The following is a 16,820-nucleotide window of genomic DNA, read 5'->3' as shown; positions in this document are numbered from 1 at the left end:
AAGATTCACAATCCGATAGCTTGTGAATCATTTTTTTGGCTCCTAGTTGGTCGGCCGTTTAGCCTTCCATCCGGAGCAGATTAAATGGCACCAGCCAATCCTTCCGTCGCGCCTTCTGGAGCGACCGGCGTCCTCGTCCTTGCCGACGGCACGATCCTGTGGGGCGTGGGATATGGCGCCGCGGGCGCGGCGGTCGGCGAGATCTGCTTCAACACCTCGATGACCGGCTATCAGGAAATCCTCACCGACCCGAGCTATGCCGGGCAGGTCGTCACCTTCACCTTTCCGCACATCGGCAATGTCGGCGCGAACCCGGAGGATATGGAGCGCGGCGTCCATGGCGCAGTCGGCGCCATCACGCGCGAGCTGCCGACAAGCCCAAGCAATTTCCGCAGCGTCCAAACACTGCCCGAATGGATGACCGAACAGGGCGTGATCGGGCTGGCAGGCATCGACACGCGCGCGCTGACCCGCCGCATCCGCGACGCGGGCGCGCCGAACGGCGTGATCGCGCACAGCCCCGATGGCCGGTTCGACGTGGATGAGTTGCTCGCGATGGCGCGGGCGTGGCCGGGGCTGGAGGGGCTGGACCTCGCTAAGGACGTCAGCCGGACCGATACGGGCGACTGGACCGGCGGCGCGTGGACGCTGGGGCATGGCTATGCGACCGAGGATGGCGGCGAGCGCCCGCATGTCGTGGCGATCGACTATGGCGCGAAGGACAATATCTTCCGCAACCTCGTGAAGGCCGGCGCGCGCGTCACCGTGGTGCCCGCGACCGCGAGCCTCGACGAGGTGCTGAGCCACAAGCCCGACGGCGTGTTCCTCTCGAACGGCCCCGGCGACCCCGCGGCGACGGGCGACTATGCGGTGCCGGTGATCAAGGCGCTGCTCGATCGCGACATTCCGCTGTTCGGCATCTGCCTCGGCCACCAGATGCTGGGCATCGCGGTGGGGGCGAAAACGGTGAAGATGCATCAGGGCCACCGCGGCGCGAACCACCCCGTCCAACGCGTCGGCGGCGATTTTGGGGACGGCGTGGTCGAGATCACCAGCATGAACCACGGCTTCGCGGTCGACGCCTCGACGCTGCCCGCGGGCGTGGTCGAAACGCACAAGAGCCTGTTCGACGGATCGAACTGCGGCATCGCGATCACGGGGAAGCAAGCGTTCAGCGTCCAATATCACCCCGAGGCAAGCCCGGGGCCGCAGGACAGCTTCTATCTGTTCGAGAAATTTGTTGGGGCGCTCAATTGAAGCGCGACGCACTGATATGGATTGCAACGGGAGCATTTGCTGCCTCGGCCAGCTGGCTTTTGGTTGATGTCCTGTCGCAACCGAAAAGAGAGCCGGCTTTGGTGGTTTGGGACAATTTTTCGGACGAATTGTATGAGAAGCGCAAGGCCGAGGCTGAGGACTTGCTTCCGCGATCTGCTTATCAATGCAAAATAGGTCAATTCACCTATAATGCCCCGATTCCAGATGGTTACGGAGAGCTATTTGTGCCAATCGGTAGGAATTCTCCCAATGCAATAAATTGCCTGCTTGATATCGCCAAGGAATGGCAAGTGACCGTACGGTTCACCAATGAATTCGAATGGTCGATGGCTGGCAAAGCTGCGCAGACAGAGAAGAAATAATGCCCAAAAGAACCGACATTAAATCCATCCTCGTCATCGGCGCCGGCCCGATCGTTATCGGTCAGGCGTGCGAGTTCGACTATTCGGGGACGCAGGCGATCAAGGCGTTGAAGGAGGAGGGCTATCGCATCGTCCTCGTCAACTCCAACCCGGCGACGATCATGACCGATCCCGACCTCGCCGACGCCACGTACGTGGAGCCGATCACGCCCGAGATCGTCGCCAAGATCATCGAAAAAGAGCGGCCCGACGCGGTGCTGCCGACGATGGGCGGGCAGACCGCGCTCAACACCGCGCTCGCGCTGTTCAACGACGGCACGCTGACGAAGTACGGCGTCGAGATGATCGGCGCCGATGCCGAGGCGATCGACAAGGCCGAGGACCGGCAGAAATTCCGCGACGCGATGGACAAGATCGGGCTGGAGAGCGCGCGCAGCGGCGTCGCGCACACGCTCGACGAGGCGTTTGCGGTGCTCGAACGGACCGGGCTGCCGTCGATCATCCGTCCGTCCTTCACCTTGGGCGGCACCGGCGGCGGCATCGCCTATAACCGCGAAGAGTTCGAGCATATCGTCCGCGGCGGCCTGATCGCCTCGCCCACCACCGAAGTCCTGATCGAGGAATCGCTCCTCGGCTGGAAGGAGTTCGAGATGGAGGTGGTGCGCGACCGCAAGGACAATTGTATCATCATCTGCTCGATCGAGAATGTCGATCCGATGGGCGTCCATACCGGCGACAGCATCACCGTCGCCCCCGCGCTGACGCTGACCGACAAGGAATATCAGATCATGCGCAACGCGAGCATCGCGGTGCTGCGCGAGATCGGGGTCGAAACAGGCGGTTCCAACGTGCAGTTCGCGGTCAATCCGAAGGACGGCCGCCTGATCGTGATCGAGATGAACCCGCGCGTGTCGCGCTCGTCGGCGCTCGCGTCGAAGGCGACGGGCTTCCCGATCGCCAAGGTCGCGGCGAAGCTCGCGGTCGGCTATACGCTCGACGAGATCATGAACGACATCACCGGGGTCACCCCGGCGTCGTTCGAGCCGACGATCGACTATGTCGTCACCAAGATCCCGCGCTTTGCCTTCGAGAAGTTCAAGGGCGCCGAGGCGACGCTGTCGACCGCGATGAAGTCGGTCGGCGAGGTGATGGCGATCGGCCGCACGATCCATGAATCGTTGCAGAAGGCGCTGCGCGGGCTGGAAACTGGGCTTTCGGGCTTCAATTTCGTCGAGCGGCTGAAGGGCGCGAGCCATGACCAGCTTCGCAGCGAGCTGGCGCAGCGCAGCCCCGACCGGCTGCTCAACACCGCGCAGGCGATCCGCGAGGGGCTGCCGCTCGCCGAGATCAGCCGCGTCGCGGGCTACGACATGTGGTTCCTCGAACGCATTGCCGAGATCGTCGCGGCCGAGGAGGATGTCTGCCGCAATGGCCTGCCGCGCGATGCCGAGGGGCTGCGGCGATTGAAGGCGATGGGTTTCTCCGACAAGCGGCTCGCCTATCTGGCGCTGCAATCGGCGAATTTGCAGCCGGGCGCGAGCCACGCGACCGCGCGCGGCAGCGGACTGATCCACGAAGCGGTCAAGGCGATGACCGGCGGTGTGACCGAAGCCGAGGTGCGTGCGCTGCGCCACAAGCTCGGCGTGCGGCCGGTGTTCAAGACGATCGACACCTGCGCGGCGGAGTTCGCCGCCAAGACGCCCTATCTCTATTCGACTTACGAAGCGCCGACCTTTGGCGAGCCCGAGAATGAGGCGAACCCGAGCGACCGCAAGAAGGTCGTCATTCTCGGCGGCGGGCCGAACCGGATCGGGCAGGGGATCGAGTTCGACTATTGCTGTTGCCACGCCTGCTTCGCGCTCGAAGAGGCGGGCTATGAAACGATCATGGTCAACTGTAACCCGGAGACGGTGTCGACCGATTACGACACGTCGGACCGCCTCTATTTCGAGCCGCTGACCGCCGAGGATGTGCTCGAAATCCTCCACGTCGAAATGTCGAAGGGTGAGCTCGTCGGGGTGATCGTCCAGTTCGGCGGGCAGACGCCGCTCAAGCTCGCGCAGGCGCTGGAGGAGGCGGGCATCCCGATCCTCGGCACCTCGCCCGATGCGATCGACCTTGCGGAAGACCGCGAGCGTTTCGCGGCGCTGGTCAATAAGCTCGGCCTCAAGCAGCCCGAGAACGGCATCGCTCGCAGCCGCGAGGAAGCCGTCGCGGTCGCGGCGCGCATCGGCTATCCGGTGTTGACGCGCCCCTCCTATGTGCTTGGCGGCCGCGCGATGGAAATCGTCGACGATCAGGCGCAACTCGAACATTATATCGAGACCGCGGTGCAGGTGTCGGGCGATTCGCCGGTGCTGATCGACCGCTATCTGCGCGACGCGATCGAGGTCGATGTCGACGCGCTGTGCGACGGGACCCCCGGACCTTCTGGCGTCGTTGTCGCAGGCGTGCTTCAGCATATCGAGGAGGCGGGCGTCCATTCGGGCGACAGCGCTTGCTCGATCCCGCCCTACAGCCTGTCGCCCGCCATCGTCGCCGAGATCGAGCGCCAGGCCGATGCGCTCGCGCGCGCGCTCGAAGTCCGCGGCCTGATGAACATCCAGTTCGCGGTCAAGGATGACGAAGTCTATCTGATCGAGGTCAATCCGCGCGCCAGCCGCACCGTGCCCTTTGTGGCGAAAGCGGTCGGTTCGCCGATCGCTAAGATCGCGGCGCGGGTGATGGCGGGCGAGAAGCTCGCCGACCTGCCGACGATCAACCGCGACATCGCGCATGTCGCGGTGAAGGAAGCGGTCTTCCCCTTCGCGCGCTTCCCCGGCACCGATCCGGTGCTGTCACCCGAAATGAAGTCCACCGGCGAAGTCATGGGAATCGACAGCAATTTCAACCTGGCTTTCGCCAAGGCGCAGCTCGGCGCGGGCGACCGGCTGCCGACCAGCGGCCGGCTGTTCGTGTCGGTCAAGGACAGCGACAAGCCGCGTATCCTCGATGCCGTCCGCCGCCTCGTCGGCTGGGGCTGGCAGGTGATCGCGACCGGTGGAACCGCGACCTATCTCGCCGAACAGGGGATAGCGGTCGAGCGCGTCAACAAGGTTGCCGAGGGGCGCCCGCACATCGTCGACCGGATCAAGGACGGCGACGTCCAACTCATCTTCAACACCACCGAAGGGTGGCAGTCGCTGCAGGACTCGCAATCGATCCGTGCCTCGGCGCTGGCGGCCGACGTCGCTTATTATACGACCGCGGCGGGAAGCGATGCCGCGACCCATGCGATCGGCGCGCTGCGCGCGCACTCTCTTGAAGTGAAGCCGCTACAAGACTATTATTGAAGAACCGCTCCACCTCCCCGACATTACGGAAACAGCGGCTCAGCCGCCCGGCGCTCACCCGCCGAGGCGGAATTTTTGACGAAGGACAACAGGATAATGGCAAGCGTTGAAAAGGTGCCGATGCTGGCAGAAGGCTATGAGAAGCTGAGCACGCAGCTCGCGGCTCTGAAAGCCGAACGCCCCCTCATCGTCGATGCGATCGAGGAAGCGCGCGCGCATGGCGACCTATCGGAAAATGCCGAATATCACGCCGCGAAAGAGCGTCAGGGCCAGGTCGAAGCGTCGATCGGCGACCTCGAGGACCGGCTATCGCGCGCCCAGATCATCGACCCGACGACGCTGTCGGGCGACCGCATCGTGTTCGGCGCGACCGTCACGCTCGCCGACGAGGACGACAAGCCGGTTCGCTACCAGATCGTCGGTCAGGCCGAGGCGGACGCCAAGGACGGCAAGATCAGCTATAATTCGCCGCTCGGCCGCGCGCTGATCGGCCGCAAGGTCGACGACGAGATCGAGGTGACGGTGCCCGCGGGCGACAAATATTATCTGGTCACCAAGATCGAATTCGTCTGATTTCGGAGCGCGGACGATGAAGCCGCAGGACGCGCCGCTGGTCACGGGCTTTGCACTCGTCTGCGTGGTCCTTTTCGTCCTGCTCCAGATCACCGGCTTTCAGGGCGAGGCGATCATGCGCGCGGGCTTCATTCCCGCGCGGTTCGGGACCGAGGTCATCGCGCCGCCGGGGACGATGCTGCCCTTTTTCCTGACGCCGCTCAGTTCGGCCTTTCTGCACGGCGGCTGGCTGCACCTGATCTTCAACATGGTGATGCTGCTGTTCATCGGCCGCCAGCTCGAGGCACCGCTAGGCGCGAGGGCAATGGCGGTGCTGCTGCTCGCAGGCGCCTATGCCGGCGCGCTCGCGCAGTTCCTTGCCGATCCAGGTTCGGCCATCCCGATGATCGGGGCGAGCGGGGCGATTTCGGCGCTGCTCGCGGTGTTCGCGCTGATCTTCAGCCGCACGCAGACCTCGGCGATCGGGCCGATCCCGGCGCATTGGGTGCGCGCGCTCTGGCTCGCCGCGGCGTGGATCGGACTGCAACTCGCGCTCGGCTTCGCGGGCGGCGGCGGGTTCGGCGCGGTCGCGATCTGGGCCCATGTCGGCGGATTTCTGGCGGGGCTGCTGCTGGCACGGCCGCTGCTGCGCTGGCGGTTCGGGGGGCGGTAGAGGCTGGTCCGAAGCGGAGCACGGCTCTGGGTTCGGGAGCGTATCCCCATCTTCGTCATTCCCGCGAAAGCGGGAACCCAGAGTGAGGTCAGCCGACGCACGCTCTGGGTTCCCGCTTTCGCGGGAATGACGATGCTATGAGACGCTGAATATCGCCTATCGGTTGGTAGCGGCTATTCTGCGAGCAACCCACCTGCCAGTAACATTGCCACGCGCACGTCGATCCCGCAACCTTCGGCGCGTTTCGCCGCGATGAAATCCTCGATGCCGTTCAGCGGGACGCGATGGACGGTGATATCCTCGCCATCGACCCCGCCGCCGTCGCCGACCCTGGTCAGTTCTTTCGCGACGAGCAGCGTGAAGCTTTCGCTCACCATGCCGGGCGAGCTGTAGAATTCGCCGACGGTGCGCCAGTCGGCGGCGCGATAGCCGGTCTCTTCCTCCAGTTCGCGCCGCGCCGCGATCTCCGAAGCCTCGCCCGCGGTGTCGTCGCCGACGAGACCGGCGGGCAGTTCGAGGCAGCGGACCTTCAGCGGCACCCGATATTGCTCGACCAGAAGGACGTGACGCCCGTCGGATGCTTCGTCGATCGCGAGGATCACCGCGGCGTGGATGCCGCGCGAGCGCGAGACATATTCCCACGTTCCCTGCTGTTTGACGGTGATGAAGCGGCCCTCCCAGCGGGTTTCGATGGGCGTGTCGGGGGAGGGGATGGGCATGTTCATCCTTTCGGGACAGGGCGCAATAAATAGGGACAGTCCCTATTTATTGCGCGTGGCGCGATTTATTGCGCGTGGCGCGGTGTTAAAGCTCGATCAGGCGATCGGGCAATTCGTTGGGATTCTCGCTCCCGCGCGGGAAATGCGCGGCGAGGACCACTCCCATCTGGCGCACCGCTTCGGCCATGCCCTCGCCGGGCTGGCCCTTGCGGACGAGGTCGATCAGCGCGGTCATCGCGTCGCCCCAGACTTCGGGCGCGACCTTGGCGGCGATCGCTTCGTCGGCGACGATGTCGGCGCGATGCTCGCGGAGGCTGACGTAGAGGAGGATGCCGGTGCGGCCCAATGTCTTCGCCTCGGTGCCGACCTTGAACAAATCGATCGCGCGGGCGCGGACGCGCGCCGCGAGGATTGCGCGCGGCGTCAGCCACAGGCGCAGCGGACGCCACAGCAAAATCAGCCATACGCCGATCCATTTGAGGACGCCGATCGCGATGACCGTCCCAAGCCATTGATTGGGCGTCAGTTCATGCCCCCAGCCGCCGGTAATCCGATAATAAAGCTCCTGATAGAAATCGGGGAACAGCGCGACGATCGACATGGCGAGGAACGCGATCACGCTTGCCCAGACGAGCGCGACATCGTCATAATCGTTCGATTGAGCCGCGATCACGGTGACGATCTCGCCGCTCGTGCCCTCCTCGGCTGCGGCGACCGCAGCGGTAACGCGGTCGTGGTCGGCTTCGCTGACGTGGCTGACTTTCATCGCTTCGCTCCTTTACCAGCCGCCCGAGGCGCCGCCGCCGCCGAAGCTGCCACCGCCGCCCGAAAAGCCGCCGCCTCCGCCGAAGCCGCCGCCGCCTCCCCATGAGGAACCGCCGCCGCCCCACGATGATCCGCCGCCCCCGCCCCAGTCATTGTCGCCCCAGACGATGATCGGCGCGCCGCCCCAAGGGCGGTTCTTGCGATGCCGCTTGCCGCGACCACGGAAGGCCGACAGCATTGGCAGGACGAAGAAGATAAAGACGATGAAGCCGATAAAGAAGAGCCCACCGAAATCGCCGTCGTCGGCGCGGTCGCGTTCGGCCTTGTCGGCGGCGGCGACGCGCGCGGCGGCTTCCTCGGGCGGGAGCTGGATTTGCTGCGCGATCGCATCGACGCCCGCCTGGATGCCGCCGGGAAAGTCGCCGTCCCTGAATTTCGGGGTGATCGTGTCGCGTATGATGCGTCCCGACAAGGCGTCGGTCAGCACGGGTTCGAGGCCATAGCCGACCGCGATATGCATTTTCCGTTCGTTGGGTGCGATCAGGAAGACGACACCGTCATCCTTTTCCTTGTCGCCGATCTGCCATTCGCGGCCGAGGCGATAACCATAATCGGCGACGTCATGACCCTGCAGATCCTTGACCGTCGCCACGACGAACTGATGACCGGTCGTCTTTTCAAGCTGTTCGAGTTGGGTGTCGAGATGGGCTTCCTCCGCAGGCGGAATGATATCCGCCTGATCGACGACACGGCCGGTGAGCTTTGGAAAAGTCTGTGCGGTCGCGGGCGCCGCGAGCAGCGAAAGGCCCAGCGCCCAGCCGAGCAGAAGCGATCTCATGGTGTGTCTCCGGTCTGGGCGGCGATGGAGTCGATTCCGATCGACAGGCCGCCCGCGTAATCCGATTTGGCAAAATAGGGTGTCATGCGATGGACGATCGCCAGCGCCTTGTCGTCGGTCAGTATCTTTTCCATGCCGGTGCCCGTGGCGATCCGCATCTGCCGTTCGTTGGGGGCAATGAGGAGGAGTATCCCGTCATCATGATCCTGCCGCCCGATCTTCCAGCGATTGCCGAGGCACGTTCCGAAATTGTCGACGCGGGCGCCGTTGAGGCTGGCGGCCGTCGCGACAACCATCTGGTGCTTGGTCCGCTCTTCGTAGCGGCGCAGACGATCGGACAGCCGGGCTTCCTCCTCGGCGCTCAGGATATCCGCTGCGTCGGTCACGTGGCCTGTGAGCGCCATTTGGGGAACGCCATCGCACGCCGCCGTTTCCTTTGCGGCGGCCGGTTCGGGTGTCGCCTTGCAGCCGCCCGCGACCAGCAGGATCGCGAGCGGAGCGGCAAGGGCAGCGGCGCGCACCTTATTGGCCGAAGTCGACCTTGGGCGCGACGTTCGCGTTCGGCGTGATCGCCTTGTACGGCGTCATCGGCTTGGCGCCGTGGACGATCTTCGCGCCGATGATGTCGGGGAAGGTGCGGATCGTCGTGTTATAATCCTGCACCGCGCTGTTGTAATCCTGGATCGAGACGTTGATCCGGTTCTCCGTGCCTTCGAGCTGGGTCATCAGGTCGGCGAAGCGCGCCTGGCTCTTGAGCTCGGGATATTGTTCGACGGTGACGAGCAGGCGGCCGAGCGCGCTCGACACATTGCCTTGCGCCTGCTGGAACGCCTGGACCTTCGCCGGGTCTTCGAGGTCGTCGGTGCTGAGCTTGACCTGCGTCGCCGAGGCGCGCGCCTGGATCACGCCCTCGAGCGTCGACTGCTCGATCTTGGCGGCGCCCTTCGCGGTTTCGACGAGGTTGGGGATCAGGTCGGCGCGCCGCTGATAGGCGGCCTCGACATTCGCCCACTTGGCCTTTGCGGCCTCTTCCTTGGTGGGAACGCTGTTGATGCCGCACGCGGACAGCGAGACGGCGGCAAGCGGAACGATCAGCCAGCGGGCGGAACGATAGGTCATGGTCATCAATGCTCCCTCGCGCGGCGTTTTGCCGCAACAATACACATAATAGGATCGTGCTTGCCTTTGCGCAATCGTCGCGGCAATTTCGCGCCACGGAATATATCATCCGGGGAGCAGCAACATGTTGTCGGAATTCAAGGAATTTATTGCCAAGGGCAATGTCATGGACCTGGCGGTCGGTGTGATCATCGGCGGCGCGTTCGCAACGATCACCGGCTCGCTGACCGAGGATCTGATCATGCCGCTGGTCGGCTGGATCTTCGGCGGGGTCGATTTTTCGAGCAAGTTCATCCTGCTCGGCAGCGTTCCCGACGGGATCGCCGCGACCGACTATGCCGCGCTCAAGAAGGCCGGCGTCGCGATGGTCGGCTATGGCGCCTTCATCACCGCGGTGATCAATTTCCTGATCCTGGCGTGGGTCATCTTCATGCTGGTCAAGATGGTAAACCGGGTAACGCGCCGCGGCCCCGATGCGCCCGCGGGGCCGACTGAGGTCGATATCCTCACCGAAATCCGCGACGAATTGCGGAAGAAATGAGGGTTTCCGGCTGATGCCGGAAGCGGGGCGGTGCCGCCGCCCGACAAAAACGCCCGCACGCGCTCTTTCCAAGCGCGGGCGGGCTTCCTATATGGGTCATGCCGGTTTCGGCCGGCTATGAGGATAAATGGTGTCGTGGAATAGACACAGCGGACCCGGGGGCAGTACCCGGCGGCTCCACCACAAACCCGCCGATCCGCAAGGACAAAGCGGGCTTCTGACGGGGCCGAACCAGGATCGACGTGTGTTCAAAGACGATGTTTTCTTCCGGGCTGAGTAACCCGTTCAAGGCTCAAACCTATAAGTGCTAACGATAACGAAGCACTCGCTCTGGCTGCGTAACCGATAAGCCTCACGGCCTAAGGTTATTCAAATAGAACGCGGTTCGGACCGAACCGGGCAACAGAATCGGATACCAGCGGCTGGGGACGAGCCGGGCAACAGAATCGTCCCACCTTTCCCCAAATTCCTTGCCCGTCATTCCCGCGAAGGCGGGAATGACGAAAGAGGAGGAGCGCTAGTGCGCGCCCTCGCATTGTCCATGATCCCCCAGCGCCTCGATCACGCGGCAGTCGCCCGCGAGTCCGCCGCGGCAGCGGCCGACGATGCGCTGGAGCTCGTCGCGGAGCACCGATAGTTGCGCGATCTTTTCCTCGACCTGTTGCAGGTGCCTGGTCGCGATCCGGTCGGCTTCGCCGCAATCCCGGTCGGGGTGGTCCGACAGGTCGAGCAGCGAGCGAATTTCCTCGATCGTGAAGCCGAGGTCGCGCGAATGGCGCACGAAGCTGAGCCGCGCGCGGTGCCCGCCATCATAGCTGCGATAATTGGCGTCGGTGCGCGCGGGCGGCGGAAGCAGGCCGATCCGCTCATAATAGCGGATGGTTTCGATGTTGGTGCCGGTGGCACGCGACAGTTCGCCGATTTTCATCGCTTGACCCTGTAGTGGCTACAGGCTGCATATAGGATGCCGACTCGACGATGTAAGGAGGCTTCGGCGATGGCCGATCAATGCTGTGCCGGGAAAAGCGGCAAGACCGCGCTCAACGATCCGCGCTGGCGGCGCGTGCTGTGGATTGCGCTGGTCGTCAACGCCGCGATGTTCGGGGTCGAGATCATCGCGGGCGTCGCGGCGGATTCGCGCGCGCTGCAGGCCGACGCGCTCGATTTTCTGGGCGACAGCGCCAATTATGCGATCAGCCTCGGCGTTGCGGGCATGGCGATCGGCTGGCGAGCGCGGGCGGCGCTGCTTAAGGCGGCGACGATGCTCGCTTTCGGCCTCTGGGTTTTCACATCCGCCGTGTGGGGCTTCGTCGCGGGCACCGCGCCCGAGGCGGAGACGATGGGACTCATCGGCGCGCTGGCGCTGGTCGCGAATGTCGTCGTCGCGCTGATGCTCTATCGCTGGCGCACTGGCGACGCCAACATGCGATCGGTCTGGGTCTGCTCGCGCAACGACGCGATCGGCAATCTCGCGGTGATGGCGGCGGCGCTCGGCGTGTTCGGCACGGGGCAGGGCTGGCCCGACCTTCTGGTCGCGGCGATCATGGCGGGGCTTGCCATCTGGGGCAGCATCGACGTTTTTCGTCACGCGCGCAGCGATCTGTCGGCGGCGGCGGCGGGCGAGGCCGCGTGACGAGCGGATAGCGAAAAGGGTTTTCGCGTCCCCCGCCCGCGCATATTGTGCGGTGGCCATGACGATGGAGCCGATCCTGCAAAGCGCGCGGAAATGCGCCGCCAAAGCGCGAAGCGAATCGCATGGCTGAGGCGCGCCCCACCGCCGCGCCGGCGCAAGAATATGTCTTCAAGCCGCACGAACGGCCCTTCATGCCGGGCTCGCCCGCGTCGCCCGATCATCCGGTGCGGCGCAAGATCGGCTATTTCTTCATCGGCCTCTATCTTGCGATCGTCGGGGGGTTCACCAACGGCCTGCTGATCGCGAACCTGACGAGCATCCAGGGGCATATGGACCTGACCCCGGCCGAAGGCGGCTGGGTGACCGTCGCCTACAACATGACGAACGCGTGCATGAGCATATTGCTCTATAAATCGCGTCAGCAGTTCGGCATCCAGCGCTTCGTGCGCGTGATCATGATCGCGCTGCTCGTCGCCAATTTCCTTCAGCTTTTCGACGCCGGATACCGGATGGAGCTGATCGCGCGCGGGGTGTCGGGGATCGCCGCGAGCGGCCTCACGACGCTCGCGGCCTTTTACCTGATGCAGGGGCTGCCCGCGGAAAAGCGCATCGCGGGCTTTCTGCTCGCGATCGGCCTGACGCAGGTTGCGGTGCCCTTTGCGCGCGCCATCTCGCCGCTGCTGCTTTTCGATGGCGACGTGTCGCATCTGTTCGATTTCCAGTTCGCGCTGTCGCTCGTCGCGGTCGGGCTGGTCTTTCTGTTGCAGGTGCCGCCGGGCGAAACGATCAAATCCTTCGAAAAGCTCGACTTGCTGACCTTTCCGATGCTGGCAGCCGGGGTCGGGCTGCTTTGCGCCTTTCTGGTCCAGGGGCGCATCCAGTGGTGGTCGACCCCGTGGCTCGGCGGCGCGCTTGCGGCGTCGGTCGTGCTGATCGGCGCGGCCTTCCTGATCGAGCACAACCGCCAGAATCCGATGCTCCAGACGCGCTGGATGGGCAGCGCGGCGCTCGTCCAGTTCGCGCTGATCGGCGCGCTGGTGCGCGTGCTGACGTCGGAGCAGAATTTCGGTGCTTCGGGATTGCTGGCGGCGACCGGGCTCATCAACGATCAGCTCGTTTCCTATTATTGGGTGCTGACCGGCGCGACGCTTGCGGGGGCGATCCTCGCGATCCTGCGGCTCGACCCCACCGATTTGCGCCGTCCGGTGCTGGTATCGCTCGCGGTGATCGCGGTCGGCGCCTTTCTCGATACCCATTCGGGGCTGCGCACCGGGCCGGTGAACCTCTATTTCTCGCAGGCGGCGATCGCCTTTGCCGCGGTCTATTTCATGGGGCCGATGATGATGGAGGGGCTGCTCCGCGCGCTGACCAAGGGGCCGTCCTATCTCGTCAGCTTCGTCGGTGTGTTCAGCCTGTCGCAGACGCTCGGCGGCCTTGCGGGCGTTGCGGCGCTGTCGGCCTTTCATACGCTGCGCACCAAGGCGCATCTGATGACGCTGGGACAAAGCATCTCGACCAATAATCCCGCGGTCGCGCAGGGGATCAACAGCCTGGCGGGTGCGCTCACCGGCGACATGACCGACCCGGTGCTGCGCAGCGCGGTCGCGGGGTCGCAGGTGGTGCGCGAGGCGGCGCGCGAAGCGACGATCCTGGCGTTCAACGACGTCTTCTTCGTCATTGGCGCCTTTTCGGCGCTGGCGTTCGTCCCGCTATTCGTGCGTTGGGCCTATGACCGGCGGCGCGGGCACAACCCGCTGGCGAAGGAACTGGAAGCATTGCAGAAAATGAGGGCGCAGAACCAATGAGCGACGACAGGTCCGACACGCCGCAGCCGGAAACGCCCGAGGCAGCCGCCAAGGCGCCCGTGCCTGCGCCCGCCGCAGAGCCGGCGCCCGAGGTCCACAAGGGATCGCCCGACGATCAGATCGGCCCGCCGCCCGCGGGTTGGCGGCCGCCGCAGTCGCGCGGCCGGATCATCCTGTTCGGCGCGATCATCCTCGCCGGGGCGCTTGCCATCCTCTATGCCTGGGGCCTGCCGCCCTTCCGGCCCGACAGCCAGACCACCGACAACGCCTATATCCGCGGCCAGACGACGATCATCGCGCCGCAGGTCGGCGGCTATGTGACCGAAGTGCTGGTGCAGGATTTCGAGCGTGTCGCGGCGGGACAAGTGCTCGTGCGGATCGACGACAGCATCTATCGCCAGCGCGCGGCACAGGGGGCGGCGAATATCGCAGCGCAGAGCGCGAGCCTCAGCAACAGCCAGCAGAGCCAGCGCTCGGCCGAGGCGCAGGTGCGGTTGCAGGACGCCGCCGTCGCCAACGCGCAGGCGCAGCTTCAGCGCGCGCAGGCCGACATGCGGCGCGTGAACGAACTCGTCGACGCGGGATCGGTGTCGCTGCGCGAGCGCGATCAGACGCTCGCGGCGCTCCGCCAGGCCGAGGCGGCGGTGCGTCAGGCGCAGGCGCAGCACCAGATCGCGGTCGAGCAGGTGCGATCGGTGACGGTCGGACGCAGCGGGCTCGAAGCCGGGGTGGAGAATGCCAAGGCGGCGAGCGGTCTCGCCGCCATCGACCTTGGCCGCACGGTGATCCGCGCGCCGCGCTCGGGCAGTCTCAGCGAGGTGTCGGTGCGCGTCGGCCAACTCGTCAATCCGGGCACCCAGCTCATGTATCTGGTGCCGCAGACGCATTGGGTGGTTGCCAATTTCAAGGAATCGCAGACCGCGAACATCCGCGTCGGGCAAAAGGCGCGGATGCGCGTCGACGCGCTCGGCGGGGAAGCGCTCAAGGGCACGGTCGAGAGCGTCGCGCCCGCGGCGGGAAGCGAGTTCAGCGTCATCAAGCCCGACACAGGATCGGGCAATTTCGTGAAGGTGCCGCAACGCATCGCGGTGCGCATCCGCATCGATCCGGGGCAGAAGCTCGCGGCGCGGCTCGGCCCGGGCATGTCGGTCGTCGCCACCGTCTATACGGGCAGCGCCGATACGGATGGCGGGCGGTGAGACGCGCGGCGCTTTTGCTGCCGTTGCTGCTCGGCGCCTGCGTGCCGGCGCTGACGCCGCGCCCCGAGGGCAGCACCGTCGCACCGCCCGCCGACTGGCGCACGGCATTGCCCGCCGACGGCGCGATCGACGCCGCCTGGTGGGCGCGCTTCGGCGATCCCGAGCTTACCGCGCTCGTCGAGCAGGCACGCGCGAACAATAGCGACCTCGCTATCGCCGCGGGGCGCGTCGCCGAGGCGCGGGCGCAGGAGCGCGTCGCGCGATCGCTGCTGCTGCCCACGCTGTCGGCGAGCCTGCCGGGATCGGAAGCGCGGACGGTCAACGCCTTCGGCCAGCCGAGCGAGAGCGTTTCGGCGCAGCCGACGTTCCAGGCGGCCTATGAGATCGATCTGTTCGGCGGCAATGCGGCGCGGCGCGATGCTGCGCGCGCCAATGCCGCGGCGGTCGCGGCGGCGCGCGAGGCGGCGACGCTGTCGGTCAGCGCGGCGGCGGCGAGCGGTTATATCACGCTGCTGGCGCTCGACGCGCGGCGCGCGCTTTTGAAGCAAACGTTGGTTTCGCGCGGCGAGGCGCTGCGCATCGCACGCGACCGCGCCGAGGCAGGCTATACGTCCCAGCTCGAACTGCGGCAGTCGGAGGCCGAATATCGCGCCGCCGAACAGCAGATTCCGGCGATCGAGGCGGCGATCGCGCGGCAGGAAAATGGGCTGTCCTTGCTCGTCGGCGACACGCCGCACGCGATCGCGCGCGGGGCGAATTTCGATGCACTGGCGACCCCGGCAGTGCCCGCCGTTCTGCCCTCCGAACTCGTCCGCCGCCGGCCCGACATCGCGCAAGCCGAATATGCGCTCGCCGCGACCGACGCCAATCTGCGCGCCGCGCGCGCGCAGTTCCTGCCGCAGATTCGGCTTTCGGCGTCGGCGGGGGCGGTGGCGTCGAACCTGCTTGGCGATCCGATCAGCATCTGGTCGATCGGCGGCAGCATATTGGCGCCGATCTTCCAGGGCGGGCGGCTGCAGGGCCAATATGACGTCGCGACGGCGCAGCGCGACCAGGCGGCCTTCGCCTATCGCAAGTCGGTGCTCACCGCCTTCCGCGAGGTCGAGGACCAGCTTGCGCTGATCGACCGGCTCGGCGCGCAGGAACAGGCGCTGCTCGCGCAGCACACCGCCGTCGCCGAAGTGCTGCGCCACGCGACCAACCGCTATCGCGCCGGCTATTCGCCCTATCTCGAACAGATCGACGCGCAGCGCGCGCTGCTCGCGGTCGATCAGGCGCTGATCCAGCTTCGTGCCGACCGGCTGACCGCTTATGTCGCGCTTTATCAGGCGCTTGGGGGAGGGGTGGATTAAACGATCCGGAAATGCGCGAAGAAGGGCCGGAGCCGCCAGCGGACCTGATCCTCGTCGAGCATCCCGTCCTCGACCCCCGCCAGGGCGCTGAGCATCGAATCGCCCGAGACCGTCGAGATGAACAGTTGCGCCGCGGCTTCGGGATCGTCGATTTCGGCTTCGCCCGTCGCAGCCCAGTCGGCGAACAGGTCCGAAAGCTCGCGGACCGCGGGCATATGCAGGTCGCGATAGATTTGCAGCGCGAAGTCCCGGTCGCGAAGGCATTCGGAAACCAGCATCTTCATCAGCGCGATCGCGCGCGGCGAGCGGCGGAATTCGCGCTCGCTTTCGACATAATTCATCAGCGTTTCGACGTTCGATTGCGCCGCGATGTCGATGCGTTCCATGCGGCTCAGCATTGCCTGGTCGCGCCAGCGGGTCGCGATCGCGTGAAGCAGTCCCTGCTTGTTGCCGAAAAGTTCGTATAACGTGGCGAGCGAGCCGCCCGACCGCCGGACGATTTCGGCGAGACTCGTTCTGTCATAGCCCTGTTCGATGAACAAGGTTTCGGCCGCGTCGAGAATCGCCTCGTGCCGCCGCTCGCGCGGGGTTGGCCTATCCGCCTGACATATCGTCGATTCGCACTTGTCCAACGCGTCTTCTCTCCCTTGCT

17 protein-coding genes and 1 other RNA gene are annotated in these 16,820 nt (G+C 65.5%); 11 read left to right on the top strand and 7 right to left on the bottom strand.

Going from position 1 to position 16,820, the window contains the following annotated elements; genetic code table 11:
* Positions 1–84 precede the first annotated feature (84 nt).
* From carA to NP825_RS12065, 5 genes are all read left to right on the top strand, one after another.
* Entirely contained in the window at positions 85–1,257 is a 1,173-nt protein-coding gene (gene carA / locus NP825_RS12085) for a glutamine-hydrolyzing carbamoyl-phosphate synthase small subunit (RefSeq protein ID WP_257543715.1), read from the top strand.
* Complete coding sequence (locus tag NP825_RS12080) at positions 1,254–1,640, top strand: hypothetical protein (RefSeq protein WP_257543714.1); 387 nt, start codon at positions 1,254–1,256, stop codon at positions 1,638–1,640. Before carA ends, NP825_RS12080 begins: the two co-directional genes overlap by 4 nt.
* The gene (gene carB, locus NP825_RS12075; protein ID WP_257543713.1) at positions 1,640–4,972 is read left to right on the top strand and encodes a carbamoyl-phosphate synthase large subunit; all 3,333 of its coding nucleotides are present in this window, start codon (positions 1,640–1,642) and stop codon (positions 4,970–4,972) included. Before NP825_RS12080 ends, carB begins: the two co-directional genes overlap by 1 nt.
* 96 nt (positions 4,973–5,068) lie before the next feature.
* Positions 5,069–5,545, top strand: coding sequence for a transcription elongation factor GreA (greA, locus tag NP825_RS12070; protein WP_257543712.1), 477 nt, complete (start codon positions 5,069–5,071; stop codon positions 5,543–5,545).
* A gap of 16 nt (positions 5,546–5,561) precedes the next feature.
* Positions 5,562–6,197: a rhomboid family intramembrane serine protease gene (locus NP825_RS12065; protein ID WP_257543711.1), complete on the top strand. Its 636-nt coding sequence runs from the start codon at positions 5,562–5,564 to the stop codon at positions 6,195–6,197.
* A gap of 173 nt (positions 6,198–6,370) precedes the next feature.
* Here the strand turns inward: NP825_RS12065 and NP825_RS12060 are convergent, their stop codons facing one another.
* The 5 genes from NP825_RS12060 to NP825_RS12040 all read right to left on the bottom strand — a co-directional run bounded on the left by NP825_RS12060 (position 6,371) and on the right by NP825_RS12040 (position 9,644).
* The gene (locus NP825_RS12060) at positions 6,371–6,916 is read right to left on the bottom strand and encodes an NUDIX hydrolase (protein WP_257543710.1); all 546 of its coding nucleotides are present in this window, start codon (positions 6,914–6,916) and stop codon (positions 6,371–6,373) included.
* Between the two features lie 85 nt (positions 6,917–7,001).
* Positions 7,002–7,682: a TPM domain-containing protein gene (locus tag NP825_RS12055; protein WP_257543709.1), complete on the bottom strand. Its 681-nt coding sequence runs from the start codon at positions 7,680–7,682 to the stop codon at positions 7,002–7,004.
* Between the two features lie 12 nt (positions 7,683–7,694).
* Positions 7,695–8,519: a YgcG family protein gene (locus NP825_RS12050; protein ID WP_257543708.1), complete on the bottom strand. Its 825-nt coding sequence runs from the start codon at positions 8,517–8,519 to the stop codon at positions 7,695–7,697.
* Positions 8,516–9,040 carry a YgcG family protein gene (locus tag NP825_RS12045; RefSeq protein WP_257543707.1) on the bottom strand — a complete coding sequence of 175 codons (525 nt, stop codon included), beginning with the start codon at positions 9,038–9,040 and terminating at the stop codon, positions 8,516–8,518. The genes NP825_RS12050 and NP825_RS12045 overlap by 4 nt, the downstream gene beginning before the upstream one ends.
* Before the next feature lies 1 nt (position 9,041).
* Positions 9,042–9,644 carry a LemA family protein gene (locus NP825_RS12040; protein ID WP_257543706.1) on the bottom strand — a complete coding sequence of 201 codons (603 nt, stop codon included), beginning with the start codon at positions 9,642–9,644 and terminating at the stop codon, positions 9,042–9,044.
* Positions 9,645–9,762: 118 nt separating this feature from the next.
* Here NP825_RS12040 and mscL point away from each other — a divergent pair, with 118 nt between their 5' ends.
* Entirely contained in the window at positions 9,763–10,179 is a 417-nt protein-coding gene (gene mscL / locus NP825_RS12035; protein ID WP_257543705.1) for a large conductance mechanosensitive channel protein MscL, read from the top strand.
* 61 nt (positions 10,180–10,240) lie between these two features.
* Positions 10,241–10,596, top strand: a transfer-messenger RNA (tmRNA) gene (ssrA, locus tag NP825_RS12030).
* Positions 10,597–10,696: 100 nt separating this feature from the next.
* Here the strand turns inward: ssrA and NP825_RS12025 are convergent.
* Positions 10,697–11,107, bottom strand: a complete 411-nt coding sequence (locus NP825_RS12025; RefSeq protein ID WP_257543704.1) for a helix-turn-helix domain-containing protein — start codon at positions 11,105–11,107, stop codon at positions 10,697–10,699.
* A gap of 69 nt (positions 11,108–11,176) precedes the next feature.
* On the opposite strand from NP825_RS12025, the gene NP825_RS12020 reads away from it, so the two are divergent.
* From NP825_RS12020 to NP825_RS12005, 4 genes are all read left to right on the top strand, one after another.
* Complete coding sequence (locus tag NP825_RS12020; RefSeq protein ID WP_257543703.1) at positions 11,177–11,812, top strand: cation transporter; 636 nt, start codon at positions 11,177–11,179, stop codon at positions 11,810–11,812.
* 122 nt (positions 11,813–11,934) lie between these two features.
* The gene (locus tag NP825_RS12015; protein ID WP_257543702.1) at positions 11,935–13,617 is read left to right on the top strand and encodes an MFS transporter; all 1,683 of its coding nucleotides are present in this window, start codon (positions 11,935–11,937) and stop codon (positions 13,615–13,617) included.
* The gene (locus tag NP825_RS12010; protein WP_257543701.1) at positions 13,614–14,816 is read left to right on the top strand and encodes an HlyD family secretion protein; all 1,203 of its coding nucleotides are present in this window, start codon (positions 13,614–13,616) and stop codon (positions 14,814–14,816) included. Before NP825_RS12015 ends, NP825_RS12010 begins: the two co-directional genes overlap by 4 nt.
* Positions 14,813–16,168 carry an efflux transporter outer membrane subunit gene (locus NP825_RS12005; RefSeq protein ID WP_257543700.1) on the top strand — a complete coding sequence of 452 codons (1,356 nt, stop codon included), beginning with the start codon at positions 14,813–14,815 and terminating at the stop codon, positions 16,166–16,168. The genes NP825_RS12010 and NP825_RS12005 overlap by 4 nt, the downstream gene beginning before the upstream one ends.
* Here NP825_RS12005 and NP825_RS12000 read toward each other — a convergent pair.
* Entirely contained in the window at positions 16,165–16,800 is a 636-nt protein-coding gene (locus NP825_RS12000) for a TetR/AcrR family transcriptional regulator (protein ID WP_257543699.1), read from the bottom strand. The genes NP825_RS12005 and NP825_RS12000 overlap by 4 nt on opposite strands.
* Positions 16,801–16,820 lie beyond the last annotated feature (20 nt).

It is taken from the genome of Sphingopyxis sp. DBS4 (assembly GCF_024628865.1).
Taxonomy (GTDB): Bacteria; Pseudomonadota; Alphaproteobacteria; order Sphingomonadales; family Sphingomonadaceae; genus Sphingopyxis.
The sequence above is the reverse complement of the archived record's forward strand: the minus strand, read 5'-3'. Positions and strand labels throughout refer to the sequence as shown.